The organism is Lacisediminimonas profundi (assembly GCF_008831265.1).
GTDB lineage: Bacteria > Pseudomonadota > Gammaproteobacteria > Burkholderiales > Burkholderiaceae_D > Lacisediminimonas > Lacisediminimonas profundi.
This window is the reverse complement of sequence record NZ_VTTH01000001.1, coordinates 1,039,455-1,057,551: the sequence shown is the minus strand read 5'-3', so window position 1 is coordinate 1,057,551 and position 18,097 is coordinate 1,039,455. Positions and strand designations below refer to the sequence as shown.

Annotated in this window: 14 protein-coding genes and 1 tRNA gene; 5 read left to right on the top strand and 10 right to left on the bottom strand. The window is 61.8% G+C overall.

Going from position 1 to position 18,097, the window contains the following annotated elements:
- Positions 1-74: 74 nt before the first annotated feature.
- Positions 75-1,415, top strand: coding sequence for an omega-aminotransferase AptA (gene aptA, locus FVE66_RS04805; RefSeq protein WP_151446210.1), 1,341 nt, complete (start codon positions 75-77; stop codon positions 1,413-1,415).
- A gap of 174 nt (positions 1,416-1,589) precedes the next feature.
- On the opposite strand, the gene typA is transcribed toward aptA, so the two are convergent.
- The 9 genes from typA to FVE66_RS04760 all read right to left on the bottom strand — a co-directional run bounded on the left by typA (position 1,590) and on the right by FVE66_RS04760 (position 13,248).
- Positions 1,590-3,425, bottom strand: a complete 1,836-nt coding sequence (typA, locus tag FVE66_RS04800) for a translational GTPase TypA (protein ID WP_151446209.1) — start codon at positions 3,423-3,425, stop codon at positions 1,590-1,592.
- A gap of 213 nt (positions 3,426-3,638) precedes the next feature.
- Positions 3,639-4,583 (bottom strand): tRNA pseudouridine(55) synthase TruB, encoded by a 945-nt coding sequence (truB, locus tag FVE66_RS04795; protein ID WP_151446208.1) that lies wholly within the window; start codon positions 4,581-4,583, stop codon positions 3,639-3,641.
- Between the two features lie 14 nt (positions 4,584-4,597).
- The gene (gene rbfA, locus FVE66_RS04790) at positions 4,598-4,996 is read right to left on the bottom strand and encodes a 30S ribosome-binding factor RbfA (RefSeq protein ID WP_151446207.1); all 399 of its coding nucleotides are present in this window, start codon (positions 4,994-4,996) and stop codon (positions 4,598-4,600) included.
- Positions 4,997-5,165: 169 nt separating this feature from the next.
- Positions 5,166-7,958, bottom strand: a complete 2,793-nt coding sequence (infB, locus tag FVE66_RS04785; RefSeq protein WP_151446206.1) for a translation initiation factor IF-2 — start codon at positions 7,956-7,958, stop codon at positions 5,166-5,168.
- A gap of 40 nt (positions 7,959-7,998) precedes the next feature.
- Positions 7,999-9,564 (bottom strand): transcription termination factor NusA, encoded by a 1,566-nt coding sequence (nusA, locus tag FVE66_RS04780; protein ID WP_151446205.1) that lies wholly within the window; start codon positions 9,562-9,564, stop codon positions 7,999-8,001.
- A complete protein-coding gene (rimP, locus tag FVE66_RS04775; RefSeq protein WP_151446204.1) occupies positions 9,561-10,046 on the bottom strand; it encodes a ribosome maturation factor RimP in 486 nt (161 codons plus the stop codon). Before rimP ends, nusA begins: the two co-directional genes overlap by 4 nt.
- Before the next feature lie 229 nt (positions 10,047-10,275).
- Positions 10,276-12,069: a pseudouridine synthase gene (locus FVE66_RS04770; RefSeq protein ID WP_151446203.1), complete on the bottom strand. Its 1,794-nt coding sequence runs from the start codon at positions 12,067-12,069 to the stop codon at positions 10,276-10,278.
- Entirely contained in the window at positions 12,050-12,985 is a 936-nt protein-coding gene (gene scpB, locus FVE66_RS04765; protein WP_151446202.1) for an SMC-Scp complex subunit ScpB, read from the bottom strand. Before scpB ends, FVE66_RS04770 begins: the two co-directional genes overlap by 20 nt.
- Before the next feature lie 186 nt (positions 12,986-13,171).
- Positions 13,172-13,248, bottom strand: a tRNA-Met gene (locus FVE66_RS04760).
- Between the two features lie 138 nt (positions 13,249-13,386).
- Here FVE66_RS04760 and FVE66_RS04755 point away from each other — a divergent pair.
- Positions 13,387-13,968: an NUDIX hydrolase gene (locus tag FVE66_RS04755; protein WP_151446423.1), complete on the top strand. Its 582-nt coding sequence runs from the start codon at positions 13,387-13,389 to the stop codon at positions 13,966-13,968.
- 19 nt (positions 13,969-13,987) lie between these two features.
- Here the strand turns inward: FVE66_RS04755 and FVE66_RS04750 are convergent, their stop codons facing one another.
- On the bottom strand, positions 13,988-15,190 hold the full coding sequence (locus tag FVE66_RS04750; RefSeq protein ID WP_151446201.1) for an ammonium transporter: 1,203 nt from the start codon (positions 15,188-15,190) through the stop codon (positions 13,988-13,990).
- Between the two features lie 173 nt (positions 15,191-15,363).
- On the opposite strand from FVE66_RS04750, the gene aat reads away from it, so the two are divergent.
- The 3 genes from aat (at position 15,364) to FVE66_RS04735 (ending at position 18,081) form a co-directional block, all read left to right on the top strand.
- On the top strand, positions 15,364-16,113 hold the full coding sequence (aat, locus tag FVE66_RS04745; protein ID WP_151446200.1) for a leucyl/phenylalanyl-tRNA--protein transferase: 750 nt from the start codon (positions 15,364-15,366) through the stop codon (positions 16,111-16,113).
- A gap of 49 nt (positions 16,114-16,162) precedes the next feature.
- On the top strand, positions 16,163-16,894 hold the full coding sequence (locus FVE66_RS04740; RefSeq protein ID WP_151446199.1) for an arginyltransferase: 732 nt from the start codon (positions 16,163-16,165) through the stop codon (positions 16,892-16,894).
- Positions 16,895-17,040: 146 nt separating this feature from the next.
- Entirely contained in the window at positions 17,041-18,081 is a 1,041-nt protein-coding gene (locus tag FVE66_RS04735; protein WP_151446198.1) for a quinone-dependent dihydroorotate dehydrogenase, read from the top strand.
- Positions 18,082-18,097 lie beyond the last annotated feature (16 nt).

The window sequence follows — 18,097 nt, the reverse complement described above, 5'->3', positions numbered from 1 at the left end:
AAAAAGTACTAACATGTTGCGATTGCCAGCGCAGTGGCGCGGCCGTATCGAATTCTTTCTCAAGGAAAAGTCCAATGGCATTGAACACGGAACACCTCTGGATGCCTTTTACGGCAAACCGGCAATTCAAGTCCCGGCCCCGCCTGCTAGTCTCGGCCAAGGGCATGCATTACCAGACCGACGACGGGCGCCAGATCCTGGACGGCACGGCCGGCCTGTGGTGCGTGAATGCCGGCCATTGCCATCCGAAGATCGTGGAGGCCATGAACGAGCAGGCGCGAACCATGGATTTCGCGCCGCTGTTCCAGATGGGGCATCCGAAGGTCTTCGAAGCTGCCACCGCGCTGGCCAAGATGGCGCCGGAAGGCCTGAACCGGGTGTTCTTCTGCAATGACGGCTCGGAAGCCGTCGATACCGCGCTGAAGATTGCCCTCGCCTACTTCCGCGCCAAGGGAGATGGGATGCGGACCAAGCTGGTCGGCCGCGAGCGCGCCTACCACGGGGTCGGTTTTGGCGGCATCGCCGTCGGCGGGATTGCTGGCAACCGCAAGCAATTCGGCCCGACGCTGGCCAATGTCGATCACCTGAGGCATCCACTGGACATCGCCCGCAACGCCTTCACGCGCGGACTCCCGGAGCATGGCGCCGAGCTGGCCGATGAATTCGAACAGCGCATGCTTGCGCTGCAGGATCCCTCCACCATCGCCGCCCTGATCGTCGAGCCGATGCAGGGTTCGACCGGCGTGATCCTGCCGCCGAAAGGCTATCTGCAGAAGCTGCGCGCAATCTGCGACAAGTACGGCATCCTGCTGATTTTCGATGAAGTCATCACCGGTTTCGGCCGCCTCGGCGCGCCTTTCGCCGCCGATTATTTCGGTGTCGTGCCCGACATGATCGTCTGTGCCAAGGGCCTGACCAACGCGGCAATTCCGATGGGCGCGGTCATCGTGCGCCAGGAAATCCACGACGCGTTCATGGCGGCAGCGCCGGAAAACGCGATCGAGTTTGCGCACGGCTATACCTACAGCGGCCATCCGGTGGCATCCGCCGCTGCGGTTGCCACGCTCAAGGTCTATGAAGAAGAACAGATTTTCGACCGCGCTGCCGGCATGGCGCAGTATTTCGAAGATGCAGCCCATTCGCTGAAAGGCCTGCCTTACGTCAAGGACATCCGCAACCTGGGCCTGGTGGCGGGCATAGAACTCGACAGCGTCCCCGGCAAGGCCGGTGCCCGTGCCTTCGACGTGTTCCTGAAGTGCTTCTGGGAACAAGGCGTGCTGATCCGCACCACCGGCGACATCATCGCGCTGTCGCCACCGCTGATCATCGACAAGGCACAAATCGACCAGCTGTTCGGCTCGATTGCCAACGTGCTCAAGGCGCAGAAGGCGGTGCCGGAGACGACTCCGGCGTAATTAATGAAGCCAATGCATGCAGCTAAGGCATGCAGCAGGGCAAGCTGTAATGCCCTGACGTAAAAAAACCCGCTGGGACCAATGGTCCAGCGGGTTTTTTCTCGGGCGGCGATCGTGCGAGCGATGCCTTGTCAGGCGGCGGCTTGTCAGCCTGCCCGCCTTCCCCCATCCAGCTTACGCAGCTTCGCGGGAAGCTTTCTTGCGCTCATGTTCCTTCAGGTAGCGCTTGCGCAGGCGAATGCTCTTAGGGGTGATCTCGACCAGTTCGTCATCCTCGATGAACTCGACTGCGTATTCGAGCGACAGCTCGATCGGCGGCACCAGGCGCACTGCTTCGTCGGTCCCGGAGGAGCGAACGTTAGTCAGCTGCTTGCCCTTGATCGGATTGACGACCAGGTCGTTTTCACGCGAGTGGATGCCGATGATCATGCCTTCGTAGACCGGGTCATTGTGGCTGAGGAACATGCGGCCACGGTCCTGCAGTTTCCACAACGCATAGGCAACCGCCGCGCCATCGTCCTGCGAGATCAGCACGCCATTACGACGGCCCGCCATTTCACCCCTGTTTGTTTCAACCGGCGCATAGCTATCGAACACGTGGCTGATCAAGCCTGTGCCGCGGGTCAGGGTCATGAACTCGCCCTGGAAACCGATCAGGCCGCGCGCAGGAATACGGTATTCCAGGCGCACCCGGCCTTTGCCGTCCGATGCCATGTCCTGCAGGTCGCCGCGGCGGCGTCCCAGTTCTTCCATCACGCCGCCCTGGTGCGCTTCCTCGACGTCGACCGTCAGGTTTTCGAACGGCTCGTGACGGACGCCGTCAACCATCTTGAACACCACGCGCGGGCGCGACACGGCCAGCTCGTAGCCTTCGCGGCGCATGTTTTCCAGCAGGATCGTCAGGTGCAATTCGCCACGGCCGGAGACTTCGAAAACGGTGTCGTCGTCGGTCGGCGCCACGCGCAGCGCGACGTTCGCTTTCAGCTCGCGCTCAAGGCGCTCGCGCAACTGGCGGCTGGTGACGAACTTTCCTTCGCGACCGGCCAGCGGCGAGGTGTTGACCATGAAATTCATGGTCAGCGTCGGCTCGTCGACCGTCAGCATGGGCAGCGCTTCCGGGGCTTCCGGCGCGCATACGGTAGTGCCAATGCCGAGTTGCTCAATGCCGTTGATCAGCACGATATCGCCCGCCAGCGCCTCATCCACCAGCACGCGGTCGAGACCCTTGAAATTCAGGACCTGGTTGATGCGTGCCTTGATCGGGGTCGAATCCGGGCCGTCCATGATCACCACTTCCTGCAGCGGCTTGACGCGGCCACGGGTGATACGGCCAATGCCGATCTTGCCGACGTAGGAAGAATAGTCGAGCGACGAAATCTGCAACTGCAGCGGGCCATCAGGATCGTCCTCGCGCACCGGTACGTGGCGCAGCACGGCGTCGAACAAGGGCGTCATGTCGCCTTCGCGCACTTCCGGATCCAGGCTGGCATAGCCGTTCAGCGCCGATGCGAACACCACAGGAAAGTCGAGCTGTTCTTCAGTCGCGCCGAGCTTGTCGAACAGCTCGAAGGTCGCGTTGATGACCCATTCAGGACGCGCACCCGGACGGTCGATCTTGTTGACGACGACGATCGGCTTGAGGCCGAGCGCGAGCGCCTTGCGGGTGACAAAACGGGTTTGCGGCATCGGGCCTTCGACCGCGTCGACCAGCAGCAGCACCGAATCAACCATCGACAGCACGCGCTCGACCTCGCCGCCGAAATCGGCGTGGCCAGGGGTGTCAACGATATTGATGTGCGTGCCTTTGTATTCGACGGCGCAGTTCTTTGAAAGAATGGTAATGCCGCGCTCTTTCTCGATGTCATTCGAATCCATCACACGTGCGTCAACCTGCTGGTTCTCGCGGAAAGTGCCGGACTGCCGCAGCAGCTGGTCGACCATGGTGGTCTTGCCATGGTCGACGTGAGCGATGATGGCGATGTTGCGTATTGCGCGAGTAGCGTTAGACATGGTGGGTATGAGTTCGGGAAAACCGAAAATTATATCAGGGAATGACTACCAATCTGTGACTATTAGCTGGAAATTCAAGGGCTTAGCAATTTAAATGATTCCAGCCAGACCCCGCACCGGTCTTGACAGGGCCGTTTTTCGTCGGGGAAATATCCGCTCTCGCATCGCAAACTGCCCGGGCAAGCGCCCAGGCCGCCACGAGCGCATCCGGACTCAGGTGACCAGGCTGCCGTGGGCGACCAGGCGCTCGGGGGCGAGCACGCCATAAGGATGGAGTTGGGCCGAGCCGAGAAATTGGCCCTGCTCCGAGTACACGCGCACCCGCGCCAGGACCGGCGGACGCTCGAATGACCCTTGCGGCAATGGCAAGCGCTGCCCCTGCAGGAAGCGGGCGGTAAAGGCGGCATCGAGCCGGACTGCTGGAAATGTGGAAAGCAAGGCGTCGGCCGGCGCCAGCGCCGCCAAACGCGCTTCTGGCGTCATGGCAGCGAACGCCTCCAGCGTCAACGCACCGTCAAGCTGGAGCGAGCCGACCGCGGTCCGGCGCAACTGCTGCAGGTGGGCGCCACAGCCTAGTGCATGACCAATATCCTCGCCGAGCACGCGGATGTAGGTGCCCTTGCTGCACTTGACACGCAGCGTCAGGAACGGCGCTTGCCAGTCCAGCAATTCGAGTTCGTGAATGGTGACGGTGCGCGGCTGGCGCTCGAGCGTGATGCCTGCGCGCGCGTATTCGTAGAGCGGCTTGCCGTCGCGCTTCAATGCGGAATGCATCGGCGGCACCTGGTCGATCGTGCCGCGGAATTTCGCCAGCGCCTGTTCCACCTGCTCGCGATCGCAAGCAACCGGCAGTTCCTCCAGCACTTCGCCTTCGGTGTCACCGGTAGTAGTTTGTACGCCCAGATGAACCACCGCCTCGTAGACCTTGTCGGCTTCGAGCAGGTCCTGCGAGAACTTGGTCGCCTCGCCGAAGCAAAGTGGCAACAGGCCAGTGGCAAACGGATCAAGGGTGCCGGTGTGACCGGCCTTTTCAGCGTTCAGCAAGCGCTTGGCCTGGACCAGCGCCTGGTTGCTCGTGAAGCCGACCGGCTTGTCCAGCAGCAGCACGCCATGGACCGGAACCCGCTTGCGGCGCGGGGTATCAGCAACTGTGCCCATATGCTATCGAATGCTCAGCCCTGCTGCTCGTCCGCGTCATCCTTGGCGCGGGTCGCATTGGCTTCGTCGATCAGCTTGGACAGGGCCATGCCGCGTGTGGTCGAGTTGTCGTGCAGAAAATGGAGTTCAGGCAAGGTGTGGATGTGCAGCCGCTTCCCGAGCTGGTTGCGCAGGAAACCGGATGCCTTGCGCAAGCCATTGACGGTGTTCTGCACCCCCGCCGGATCGTCAATCAGCGTGGTGAAATAGATCTTCGCGTGTGCGTAGTCGGGCGTGAGCTGCACTTCAGTCAGCGTCACCATGCCTACGCGCGGGTCCTTCAGTTCCATCGCGATGATCTCGGACAGGTCGCGCTGGATCTGGTCGGCGACCCGCAGTCCGCGGGCCGGGATGGATTTACTGTGTTTTGCCATGATGAGAACCAGTCAGGTGGTCGGAAGATGCGCAATGAAGGCAATGGCAGGCTGGCACGGACCGAAGACCGCGCCAACCCGCCATTCGGGCGGAGTGCCAGGGATCAGGAAGCCCCGCAGGCAGACCGCAGGCAGTGCGCCCGCAGCCCGGCCCTGCCCTGCCAGCCTGTTACAGCGTACGGGCGACTTCCTGCACCTCGAATACCTCGAGCTGGTCGCCTTCCTTGATGTCGTTGAAGTTCTTCAGCGACAGGCCGCATTCGAAGCCGGCTTTGACTTCCTTCACATCGTCTTTGAAGCGCTTCAGCGAATCCAGTTCGCCAGTCCAGAGGACGACGTTGTCGCGCAGCAGGCGAACCATTGCGCCACGGCGCACCAGGCCCTCCAGCACATAACAACCGGCAATCGCACCGACCTTGCTGACCAAGAACACCTGACGGATTTCGACCAGTCCCAAGGACTGTTCGCGTTTCTCCGGCGCCAGCATGCCGGACATGGCCGCTTTCACGTCGTCGATCGCGTCGTAGATGATGTTGTAGTAGCGGATGTCGATGCCATTGGACTCCGCCAGCTTGCGTGCCGATGCGTCGGCACGGGTGTTGAAGCCGATGATGACAGCCTTCGACGCCAGCGCCAGGTTGACGTCCGATTCGCTGATGCCGCCCACGGCCGCATGCACGATCTGCACGCGCACTTCGCCGGTCGACAGCTTGTTCATCGAAGACACCAATGCCTCCTGCGAACCTTGCACGTCGGTCTTGATGATGAGAGGCATGTTCTTGACTTCGCCCTCTGCCATCTGCTCGAACATGTTTTCCAGCTTGGCCGCCTGCTGCTTGGCCAGCTTGACGTCGCGGAACTTTCCTTGCCTGAACAGCGCGATCTCGCGCGCCTTGCGCTCGTCGGTCATGACCATCACGTCTTCACCGGCAGCCGGCACGTCGGTCAGGCCCTGGATCTCGACCGGAATCGAAGGACCGGCCTCTGTCACCGGCTTGCCGGTTTCGTCCAGCATCGCGCGAACGCGGCCATACGAAGAACCTGCCAGCACGATATCGCCGCGCTTCAGTGTTCCGGACGTGATCAGTACGGTTGCGACCGGGCCACGGCCCTTGTCCAGCTTGGCTTCGATCACCAGGCCACGGGCCGGCGCTTCGACCGGTGCGGTCAGTTCCAGCACCTCGGCCTGAAGCAACACGTTTTCCAGCAAGGAATCGATGCCCTCGCCGGTCTTGGCGGAAACCGGCACGAACGGCGTGTCGCCGCCGTACTCTTCCGGCAATACCTGCTCGGCGACCAGTTCGGTCTTGACCCGGTCCATGTTGGCGCCGGGCTTGTCTATCTTGTTGATCGCGACCACCATCGGCACGCCGGCAGCCTTGGCATGGGCGATAGCCTCGCGCGTCTGCGGCATCACGCCGTCGTCGGCAGCCACCACCAGGATCACGATGTCGGTCGCCTTCGCGCCACGAGCACGCATGGCGGTAAACGCTTCGTGGCCCGGGGTATCAAGGAAGGTGATCATTCCGCGCGGCGTCTCGACGTGGTAAGCGCCGATGTGCTGGGTAATGCCGCCAGCCTCGCCGGTTGCAACCTTGGTGCGGCGAATGTAGTCCAGCAGCGAGGTCTTGCCGTGGTCGACGTGGCCCATGACGGTCACGACCGGTGCACGCGGCAGCGCCTCGACATCGGCGTGCTCGTCACCTTCGACCAGCATTGCTTCCGGATCATCCAGCTTGGCGGCATGCGCACGGTGGCCCATTTCCTCGACCAGGATCATCGCGGTTTCCTGATCCAGCACCTGGTTGATGGTGACCATCTGGCCCAGCTTCATCAGGTGCTTGATCACTTCGGATGCCTTGACCGCCATCTTGTGAGCCAGTTCGGCGACGGTGATCGTCTCCGGCACGTGCACATCCTTGATGACTGCTTCGACCGGCGCCTGGAAGTTGGTATCGCGGTCATCGCCGTGCGAACGACGGCCACGCGGCCCCGAACGCCAGCCGTCGCGACCGCCACCGCCCGTCGGGCCGCGGGTCTTGAGACCGCCGGCGCGCTTGCGGGCGTCGTCCTGCCAGGTCGACGAAACGTTGGCCGACTTGATCGACTTCTTGTCGGCGACGGCAGGTTTTTTCTCGTCTTTCTTTTCGGCGGGCTTCTTGTCCGCCGGCTTGTGCAGCGTGCCTTCGGGCGCAGCCTTGGCAACCGGCGCAGGGGCCGGCTCCGGCGCCTTCACTACCCGGCGCGGCTGGCTCATCATGGCCTTGATCTGGGCAACCTCTTCGGCAACCGCGCGACGCGCACGGTCGGCCGCGGCAGCGCGCTCGGCCGCGGCTTTGGCAACCACCTCGGCAGCGCGCTTGCGCTCTTGCTCTTGCTCGACTGCTGCTGCATCGATCTGCACCGGCTTGTCCTTCTGTGCAGCCTGGAGCGCCGCAGCCTCGCGCGCAGCGGCTACTTCCGCCTCGCGTGCCGCACGTTCCTGCGCCAGCCGCTCTTCTTCCATCTGGGCCAGGCGTTCCTGCTTCTCGCGCAGTTCCGCTTCCTGGCGGGCAATCAGCTCGGCCTGTCGTTGCGCTTCCTCGACGCGGCGGGCCTGCTCGGCCTCGTCGACAACCGGTGCCGGCGCTTCTTCGGCTGCGACTTCTTCCGTCGGTTCATCACGCTTGACGAAGGTGCGCTTCTTTCGCACTTCCACCTGAATCGTGCGCGATTTCCCGGAGGAATCGGCCTGCTTGATTTCGGTGGTTTCCTTGCGCATCAAGGTGATCTTTTTCTTCTCGGCATCCGGCGCCACGCCATGTGACCGGCGCAGATGCCCGAGGAGCTTGTCCTTGTCTTCCTTGGACAAGATGTCGGACGCCGAGCTTTTCTCGACGCCTGCTGCCCGCAGCTGAGTCAGCAGCAGGTCGGCCGGCATCTTCAGCTCGGTGGCAAATTGGGCTACATTGTTACTCGCCATTCAGTCCTCTTTTCTAATCTTGAGCGTGGGTGGGGTTGGGTTAGCCTTGATTGGCTTCCGCAAGACTCCACGCCTTTGCCTGCAGTGCTTTCGCACGGCTGTCGTATTTGGAATCGATCAATTTCATTTCTTCGTCGGTGACGCTGGCAAACTGCTCATCGATCAGCGCGCGCGCGCGGTCGGCCGGCAGGGCCAGCACAGCACCGAACTCGTCATACGCCATGCCGCTGAAAGCTTCAAGCGTCTTGATGCCAGCCAGGCCCAGACGACCCGCGGTGACGCGGTCCATGCCTTCGAGGTTGACCAAAGCATCTTCCATGCCTTCGAGACCTTCCTCGGACGCGATCGCTTCCGTCACCAGCGCGTCGCGTGCGCGGTTGCGCAACTCGTTGACCGTATCCTCGTCGAACGCCTCGATGTCGAGCATTTCGCTGATCGGCACATAGGCAATTTCTTCGAGGCTGGAAAAGCCTTCCTTGGCCAGGATCTCGGCCACTTCGGCATCCACATCCAGCCGGTCCATGAACAGCTGGCGCACTGCGGAAGTCTCTGCCTCGGCCTTCTGCGCAGATTGGTCCGCGGTCATGATGTTGATCTGCCAGCCGGTCAGTTCGGATGCGAGACGTACGTTCTGGCCGCCACGTCCGATGGCAATCGCGAGGTTTTCCTCGTCCACCACCACGTCCATTGCATGCTCGTCCTCGTCGACCATGATCGACGATACGTTGGCCGGCGCCAGTGCACCGATGACAAATTGCGCCGGATCCTCCGACCACAAGACAATATCCACCCGTTCGCCGCCAAGTTCGGCGGTGACCGCCTGCACGCGCGATCCGCGCATGCCGACGCAAGTGCCGATCGGATCGATCCGCTTGTCGCTGGTAAACACGGCAATCTTGGCGCGCACGCCGGCGTCGCGCGCCGCCGATTTGATTTCCAGAAGGCCCTGCTCGATCTCGGGCACTTCAAGCTCGAACAACTTCATGATGAATTCCGGCGCCGTGCGCGACAGGATCACCTGCGGTCCGCGCGCATTGCGTTCAATACGCTGGATATAGGCCCGCACACGGTCGCCGATGCGCAGGTTTTCCTTCGGAATCATCTGGTCGCGCGGCAGCCGCGCTTCAATCTTGCCCGACTCGACAATCGCATCGCCACGCTCCATGCGCTTGATGGTGCCAGTGACCAGCGCGTCGCCGCGGGCCAGGAAGTCTGCGAGGATCTGTTCACGCTCGGCATCGCGGATACGCTGCAGCACGACCTGTTTCGTGTCCTGCGCAAAACGGCGGCCGAAGTCGAGCGACTGGATCGGCTCTTCGATATGGTCATCCACCTCGATGTCGGGAATCTGCTCCTTCGCTTCGAAGTGCAGGATTTCCTGGTCGGGCAGTTGCAGGCCGGCTTCGTCCGGCACCACATGCCAGCGGCGGAAGGATTCGAACTCGCCGGTGTCGCGATCGACCGAAACACGGATGTCGACTTCGCCTTCATAGCGTTTCTTGGTTGCCTGGGCAAGCGCATGCTCGAGCGCACCGAAGACGATTTCCTTGTCCACGTTTTTTTCGCGCGCCAGCGCATCGACCAACAACAAAATTTCGCGACTCATGCTTTGCGACTCCTAAAATCCACTTTTGGCACCAGTCGTGCCTTGTCCACGTCGGCAAGCGTAAAATCCAGCATCGCCGGGCCTTCGTTGCTTTCAAATTCCAGTTTCAGCGAATCGCCGTCAGGGGCATGCAAGATGCCCTGGAAGGATTTGCGGTTGTGCACCTGCGGCATTGGCCTGCGCAGCTTGACCAATGCTTCATGCCCGGCGAAACGCACGTAATCGGCAAGCTTCTTCAGCGGCCGATCCAGCCCTGGCGAGGACACCTCGAGACGTTCATAGTCGATGTTTTCGACCGTCAGGACATGCACCAACTGGTGCGTGACCCGTTCACAGTCTTCGACAGCAATGTTTCGCTCCTCGTCGTGCGGCGGAGCGAAATCGATAAAGACTTGCAGCAGGCCGCGCGGCCCGCGCTCCAGGTCGACAAGCTCGTAGCCCATGCCGCTCAACGTCGTCTCGATCAGGTTGATCAACTGCAATTGGCTCTCCGCTGCGCCACCCTTTCGGCGGCACAGAAATCCGTTCAGCAAAAAAAAAATGGGCATCCGCCCATCTTCTTATCGTTTCAGCCGCCTGCAGCACTCCTCCCGGAATAACGGGGCGACTTCTGTGAAGTGGCATATTGTAAGGCATTAGGCGGCAGGTCGCAATGGCAGGAGAACGTTTCCGTCCGCACAATGCCGCTGCAACCTGGTTTTCCTGCCCCTGTCAGGCCTTCGAACGCCGCCTCGGACCAGCGGCACCCCGGACCTTGGGTCCGGCAGCCGGGCCCCGCGCATTGGGGCCGCCAGCGCCACGCGTATTAGGTCCGCCGGGACCACGGGCATTGGGCCCGCCAGTGCCACGCGCATTTGATCCGCCGGGACCGCGAGCATTGGGTCCGCCGGGGCCACGTGCATTGGGGCCACCTGCTCCCCGGAAACCGGAGCCGACCGCTCCGCGCGCACTGTTGCCGCGCCCAGGGCTGCCGCCCGGTATGGTCTGGTCGCCGCGGCCGGGGGTGGCGCGCGGTCGGACCATGCCCGGAAAGCCGAGTGCAGTCTGCAAGGGGTCGGGCTGGCGCGAGCGCTGCGGCGCACCGCTTCCGCCGGCAGGCCATCCGCCTCGGCCGGTGTTCTGGCGGCGTCCGCCTTCGAAGGCCGACGAGTTGCCATTCGGCTCACGTCCCTGCTGGCGACCCCTGGCCTGCTGCTGCGGTACCTTCTTCTCCAGTCCGCATTGAGCCATCAGCGAGCGTACATCATTCTCTTCCAGTTCTTCCCAGCGTCCGCGCTTGAGCGTTGGCGGCAATGTAAAGCTGCCATAACGAGTCCGGATCAGGCGCGACACTGTCAGGCCGACTGCCTCGAACATCCGGCGCACTTCGCGGTTGCGTCCTTCGCCAATGGTTACCCGGTACCAGCGATTGACACCCTCGCCGCCGCCGTCAGCAATGCGCGAAAACTGCGCCAGGCCATCGGACAATTCAACGCCGGCCAGCAATTTCTGGCGCATGCCTTCTTCGAGCTCGCCGAGAGTCCGCACTGCGTATTCGCGGTCGATGCCGTAGCGCGGGTGCATCAGCCGATTGGCAATGTCGCCGGATGTCGTAAACAGCAGCAGGCCTTCCGTATTGAAATCGAGGCGGCCTACGGCCAGCCACTTGCCGGCCTTGATCGGCGGCAGGCGGTCGAATACCGAGGGACGACCTTCCGGATCGCTGGTGCTGACGATCTCGCCGGAGGGCTTGTGGTACACCAGCACGCGCGGCGGCTTGGTGGTGACCCGGCGCTGCAGCAGCTTGCCGTTGATCCGGACCTGATCCTGCGGAAGTATCCGCTGGCCAATATGGGCCGGCTCGCCATTGACCGACACCCGTCCGGCGACGATCAGTTCTTCCATGTCGCGGCGCGAGCCCAGGCCGACATCCGCCAGCACCTTGTGCAGCTTGGGGGCGTCGTCGTCGGCGGTCAGGTCGCGGCGGACATTTTTTGCCGGTTGCTGCGCCCGGCCTCCATCCTTGTCTTCCACCAGCGCGTCGAACTCACCGGAGGTGACCAGTGAGAATACGTCGTCGGCGCTGGGTGTTTTCGGCTTTGCGCTGGCATCGCCCGCTTGCGGGGGCCGCTTGGCGCCACGCTTCTGGTTGCGGCCGTCGTCACGCTTGCGTTCTGACTGGCCGGCGCCACCGCCCTGATTGCCCTCATTGCCGCGCGCCTGGCCTCGCGTGCGGCGCGCAACCGGCGTCTCGCCTTCGAGTGCGGCATTACCATCCCGCGGCTGCGGCGCGGCGCTTTCACCAGCGCCTTCGGCAGGACTATCGCCCCGAGGCTCGTCGGTGCGGGCACCCGGACGTCCGCGGCGCAGGCTGCGCGGACCGCGCAAGCCACGCTTGGGCGCCTTCTCGGCCACATTACCTGGTTCGCCATCCTGTCCGGCGGGCCTGCCTGTCGGCTGGTCGGGGGCAACATTGCCGTTGGCATCCGCGCGCGGCGGATCGTTCTCATTGCTTGGAAACGTCATCGTCTTGGTTTGGCTCTGGTTCGGCCGCATCGGCCTGCTGGGTATCGACGGCATGCATGTCACCCGGAACGGGCTCTTCTGCATCCGCCATCATTGGTGTCGCTTCTACTACTGCCATGCCGACTGCTTCAGCCGGCATGGCAGCCACCGGAGAGTCCGGTCCGGAATCCTGAACATCCACCGCCTCGGCAGCGATCGCATCTGCGGTATCGTCAACCATGGCGGTCGTTTCATCGAGGCCGGCCGCAAATCCTTCCGGCAGGGATTCAACCGGTGCGGGCTCGCCTGCGACTGCGGCGCCGAATTCGATTGCAGCCTGGTCAGCCTCGGCCTGCAGCGCATCTTCGAACGCCTGCAGGTCCGGCAAAGTGCCCGATGCGGCATCGTCACCACTACGATTTACCTGCTCCAGCGGCGGCAACTGGCCAAGCGACATCAGCCCGAGATCGTCAAGGAACTGGCGCGTGGTCGCAAACAGCGCAGGCCGTCCGGGCACATCGCGGTGACCGATCGCTTCGATCCATCCACGGTCCTCCAGCAGCTTGATCGTTTGCGAGTTGACGGTGACGCCGCGAATCTCTTCGATATCGCCACGCGTTACCGGCTGCCGGTACGCAATGATGGCCAGGGTTTCCAGGGTCGCTCGAGTGTACTTCGGCGGCTTCTCCGGGTTCAGGCGCTCAAGGTAAGCCTTCATTTGCGGCCGACTCTGGAAACGCCAGCCAGTCGACAATCCGACCAGCTCGATGCCCTTGTCGATCCAGTCGCCGCGCAAAGCCTCAAGCATCAGCTTGATGGTGTCGCCGCCGACTTCATCATCGTCGAGGTACAGCTTTTTCAGATCATTGATCGTCAGCGGTTCATGCGCGCAGAGCAAGGCAGTCTCGAGGACTTTTTTCGCCTCAGCAGTATTCATGCGATTTTTTTACGGCAGTTTGGTTGCACGTTGCAGAGGTTAGATACAGTGACAGGCATCTTGATGCCGGCTGACTGGAGAACCCGTTGTTATGCTGCTTCCCGACGCCTGATTTATATTTTTTTTATGGCAGGCGGGGATATAAATATACGACTTGTATAAGACTTGAAATCTGACTTGTCAGACTGGTTGCGGGGGCAGGATTTGAACCTACGACCTTCGGGTTATGAGCCCGACGAGCTGCCAGACTGCTCCACCCCGCGTCTGAAGATATGAACTATACACAGGATGCCGAATGAATGCAAACTAATCTGCGGAAAAGATGCAGTGATACACTCGAAGCCTCGCGTCTTGTTATCAAGACCACCCTACTCAAGCTCTTTACGTTCCATCTCGCCCTCATGAAATTCTGCTCGGAATGCGCGCATCCTGTTTCGCTGATTACTCCTCCCGATGACACGCGAGAGCGTTTCGTCTGCACCAACTGCGGCACCATCCATTACCAGAATCCGAAGATGGTGATCGGCTCCATCCCGCTGTGGGAACAGGATGGAGAAGTCCAGGTATTGCTGTGCCGGCGCGCGATCGAACCGCGCAGGGGATACTGGACATTGCCGGCGGGGTTCATGGAAAACGAAGAGAGCACTTCCGATGCGGCAGCGCGCGAGACAGAAGAAGAAGCCGGTGCGCGGATCGAGATCCGCCAGTTGTTCTCGCTGATCAACGTGCCCCATGTCCACCAGGTGCATATGTTCTACCTGGCCACGCTGCTCGACCTGGACTACGCAGCCGGCGTGGAGAGCCTGGAGGTGCGACTGTTCCGCGAGTCGGAGATACCGTGGGACGACATCTCCTTCCCCACCATTACCCATACGCTCAAGTTCCTGTTCGAGGATCTTGAAAAACTTCGTTCCGGCAAAGGCGACTTCGAGCTCCACACAAAGGACCTCAAGCGGCACTTCCGGGAACCGATCCCGACCTGAGGCGCCGCCCGCAATTGTGCTACCAGCTGGTCTCGCGCTCGGCGGTTGATGAAATGCGGTGAATCGTCAGGTCGGCACCTTCGAACTCCTGTTCAGGCTCGAGACGAATTCCGACCAGGGCCTTCAACAGGCCATACACGATCCAGCCGCCGAGCGCAGCAATCGCGACGCCCATCGCGGTGCCGGCGACTTGTGATGCGAACGACACCCCGCCCATGCCGCCAAGCGCCTTCAAACCGAATATGCCAGCCGCAATTCCACCCCACGCACCGCACAGGCCATGAAGTGGCCAGACGCCGAGCACATCGTCGATGCGCCACTTGTTCTGCGTCCACGTAAACATCCACACGAATATGGCGCCGGCAATACCACCGGTGGCAAGCGCGCCGAGCGGATGCATCAGGTCCGAACCTGCGCAGACGGCGACCAGGCCGGCCAGCGGCCCGTTATAGGCAAAGCCCGGATCGTTCTTGCCAAGCACCACCGCGACCAGGGTACCCCCGGCCATCGCCATCAGGGAGTTGATCGCAACCAGTCCGTTGGCCTTGTCCAGGGTCTGCGCGCTCATCACATTGAAGCCGAACCAGCCGACCGTGAGTATCCACGCGCCCAAGGCCAGGAATGGAATGCTCGATGGCGGATGGGCGGCGATGGCGCCATCCTTCGAATACCGGCCACGGCGGGCGCCAAGCAGCATCACGGCAGGCAAGGCCACCCAGCCGCCGACGGCATGCACGACCACAGAGCCGGCAAAGTCATGGAACTCGGCGCCCAGCGCGGATTTGAGCCACGCTTGCACGCCGAAGTTATGATTCCACACGATACCCTCGAAAAACGGATACACCAGGCCGACCAGCAGTGCAGTAGCCAGCAATTGCGGATGGAAGCGGGCGCGCTCGGCGATGCCGCCGGACACGATTGCCGGGATCGCAGCAGCAAATGTCAGCAGGAAAAAGAATTTCACCAGTTCGAAGCCGTTCTTCTGCGCCAGCACCTCGGCGCTGCTGAAAAAGCTGATGCCATAGGCGATCGAATAGCCCACGAAAAAATAGGCCATGGTGGAAACGGCAAAATCGACCAGGATTTTCACCAGCGCGTTAACCTGGTTTTTCTTGCGTACCGTCCCCAGTTCAAGGAACGCGAATCCGGCGTGCATGGCGAGGATCATGATGGCGCCAAGCAAGATGAATAAAGTGTCAGCGCCGTGGCGGATGGCGTCCATTTCAAAGCTCCCTGTTCAAGTGCAGAAATAATGAATAAGCCGTACCCACTAGCAATTTTCGTTCCAAAATGGCGCAACATGCAAGTGATTGATTCATATAATGTTTTGATTTCACCCGCGTCAACTACGCACTCCGGGAGTGCGTCCGACAGCTCCATTTTGGTGAGAAAGCGATGATTCCATGGCTGGAGCATGACTCGCCGTTCCCGGACGTGAGCCGGGCATTGGGCGAGCAGGATGGCGCGCCAGGACTGCTCGCCGCCGGCGCCGACCTGTCGCCGCAACGGCTGCTTGACGCCTACCGGCGCGGGATCTTTCCCTGGTTCTCGGAAGGCCAGCCGATACTTTGGTGGAGTACCGATCCGCGCATGGTGCTGCCGACAGCGGACTTCAAGGTGTCGCGCAGCCTGGGCAAGAAACTGCGGAAGGTGGACCGGGAAATGCAACAGGGCGGGCCAGTGCAGGTCCGATTCGACACCTCTTTCGAAGCGGTGATGCGGGAATGCGCAGCCCCGCGCGACGGCAGCGGTGGCACCTGGATTTCGGAAGATATCGTCAGCGGCTACACCGGCTTGCACCGGCTCGGATATGCCCATTGCGCCGAGTTGTGGATAGCCGACCGGCTGGTGGGCGGCGCCTACGGCGTGTCGATCGGGAAGATGTTCTTCGGTGAATCGATGTTCGCACGTGTTCCCGATGCATCCAAGATCGCCCTTGCCTACCTGGTGCATTTCCTGCGGTCACACGATGTGCAACTGATTGACTGCCAGCAGGAGACGTCACACCTGGCTTCCCTTGGCGCCACGCCAATCCAGCGGGAAATATTCATCGAACACGTCCGCCAGGCCACACGACAGCCGCAGATTACCGATTGGCATCCGCTTGCGCTATTCGACCTCGATCCGAAAAACTTTTGCGACTGATCTGTCTGCGTTGTACAGTATTCCCGTCATCGACCCGCCTGTGCACCAAATGACGCACCTGAAAGACCTGCCGTTTTCCACGCTGCAGTTTTATGCGACCGCGCCCTATCCCTGCAGCTACCTGCCGGATCGCCAGGCGCGCTCGCAGGTTGCGACACCCTCCCACCTGATCAATGCGGACATTTATTCCGGACTGGTCAGGAACGGCTTCCGGCGCAGCGGCGTGTTTACCTACAGACCTTATTGCGATGGCTGCCAGGCCTGCATGCCGGTGCGGGTACGCACCGCGGAGTTCATCCCGAACAGGACTCAGCGCCGCGCTTGGGCACGCCATCAGGATCTGACTGCGTGGGTTACCGGCTTGGCCTACAGCGCCGAACATTACGACCTCTATCTGCGCTACCAGTCCGTGCGCCATTCCGGCGGCGGCATGGACCATGACAGCCGCGACCAGTACGCGCAGTTCCTGCTGCAGAGCAAGGTCAACACCCGGCTGGTCGAGTTCCGCGACCCGCAGCAAACGCTCCGGATGGTCAGCATCATCGATGTGCTCGATGACGGCCTGTCCTCGGTCTACACTTTCTATGATCCGGACGTTCCCGGGGCCAGTTTCGGCACCTTCAACGTGCTCTGGCAAATCGAACAGGCACGAACGCTGCAGCTTCCTTACGTGTATCTGGGCTACTGGATCGCCGAGAGCCCGAAGATGGCCTACAAGACCAACTTCCGTCCGATAGAAGCGCTGCGCCAGGGGAAGTGGGAGCCGCTCGAAGGCTCCTGACAGGATCGGCTGCCGGATTTTGCGGCAAGGCAGGACAGGCGGTGCAGCCAAAGCCTGCTTGAAACAGGCATAAAACAGTCTTGAAGCAGGCAGAAAGCAGCGTCGGGAAGCTACAATAGCGCCGCCCTGACTCTTGCCTGCCTGCCGTGTCCACCAAATTCCTGTACGCCCTTGCCCGCCCATTACTGTTCGCCCTAGATCCCGAAGATGCGCATCACCTGACCCTGCCTGCCCTGCAACGCGCAGCCCGGCTCGGACTCACACGACTGCTGCCGCACCCCCTGCCGGACCCGCGTACCGTGATGGGACTGCGCTTCCCCAACCCGGTCGGCCTCGCAGCCGGGCTGGACAAGGACGGCGCCTGCATCGACGGACTGGCCGCGCTGGGATTCGGATTCATTGAAGTGGGCACGGTGACACCGCGCGCCCAGCCCGGCAACCCCCGTCCGCGCATGTTCCGGCTGCCGCAGGCGGACGCGCTGATCAACCGGATGGGATTCAACAATGGCGGCGTCGATGCGTTCGTCGCCAATGTCCAGAAATCACAGTTCTACCAGGACAAGCAGGGAGTGCTTGGACTGAACATCGGGAAGAACGCCGACACCCCGATCGAACGCGCAGTCGACGATTACCTGATCTGCCTGGACAAGGTGTATCCATTCGCCAGCTACGTGACGGTCAACATCTCGTCCCCGAATACGAAGAACCTGCGTGAACTACAAGCGGCGTCGGCGCTGGACAGTTTGTTGTCCAGCTTGCGAGAAGCACAGCTGCGGCTGGCTGACCGCCATCGGCGTTACGTGCCGATCGCCCTGAAAATCGCCCCAGACATCGATGCGGAACAGATACGCAACATCGCCGACGCCGTGCTGCGCCACAAGATGGACGCCGTGATCGCAACCAATACCACGATCAGCCGCGATGCCGTGACCGGACTTCCCCACGCGGAGGAAGCCGGCGGCCTGTCAGGCAAACCGGTGTTCGCCATGTCCAATGCCGTGATTCGCGGCCTGAAATCGGAAATGGGCGATGCGGTTCCGATCATCGGAGTCGGTGGCATTTTTTCCGGCGCGGATGCGCGCATGAAGATGGAGGCGGGCGCCTCCCTGGTGCAACTCTATACGGGCTTGATTTATCGCGGACCTGCGCTGGTGCGCGAGTGCGCGGCCAGCCTGCGACGGGGCTGAACAGCGCCGCGCTTTC

Bases quoted from the DNA above. Each gene is read 5' to 3' on its own strand.
- aptA (WP_151446210.1), top strand. From the start codon at position 75: ATGGCATTGAACACGGAACACCTCTGGATGCCTTTTACGGCAAACCGG.
- typA (WP_151446209.1), bottom strand. From the start codon at position 3,425: ATGTCTAACGCTACTCGCGCAATACGCAACATCGCCATCATCGCTCAC.
- truB (WP_151446208.1), bottom strand. From the start codon at position 4,583: ATGGGCACAGTTGCTGATACCCCGCGCCGCAAGCGGGTTCCGGTCCAT.
- rbfA (WP_151446207.1), bottom strand. From the start codon at position 4,996: ATGGCAAAACACAGTAAATCCATCCCGGCCCGCGGACTGCGGGTCGCC.
- infB (WP_151446206.1), bottom strand. From the start codon at position 7,958: ATGGCGAGTAACAATGTAGCCCAATTTGCCACCGAGCTGAAGATGCCG.
- nusA (WP_151446205.1), bottom strand. From the start codon at position 9,564: ATGAGTCGCGAAATTTTGTTGTTGGTCGATGCGCTGGCGCGCGAAAAA.
- FVE66_RS04770 (WP_151446203.1), bottom strand. From the start codon at position 12,069: ATGACGTTTCCAAGCAATGAGAACGATCCGCCGCGCGCGGATGCCAAC.
- scpB (WP_151446202.1), bottom strand. From the start codon at position 12,985: ATGAATACTGCTGAGGCGAAAAAAGTCCTCGAGACTGCCTTGCTCTGC.
- FVE66_RS04755 (WP_151446423.1), top strand. From the start codon at position 13,387: ATGAAATTCTGCTCGGAATGCGCGCATCCTGTTTCGCTGATTACTCCT.
- FVE66_RS04750 (WP_151446201.1), bottom strand. From the start codon at position 15,190: ATGGACGCCATCCGCCACGGCGCTGACACTTTATTCATCTTGCTTGGC.
- aat (WP_151446200.1), top strand. From the start codon at position 15,364: ATGATTCCATGGCTGGAGCATGACTCGCCGTTCCCGGACGTGAGCCGG.
- FVE66_RS04740 (WP_151446199.1), top strand. From the start codon at position 16,163: ATGACGCACCTGAAAGACCTGCCGTTTTCCACGCTGCAGTTTTATGCG.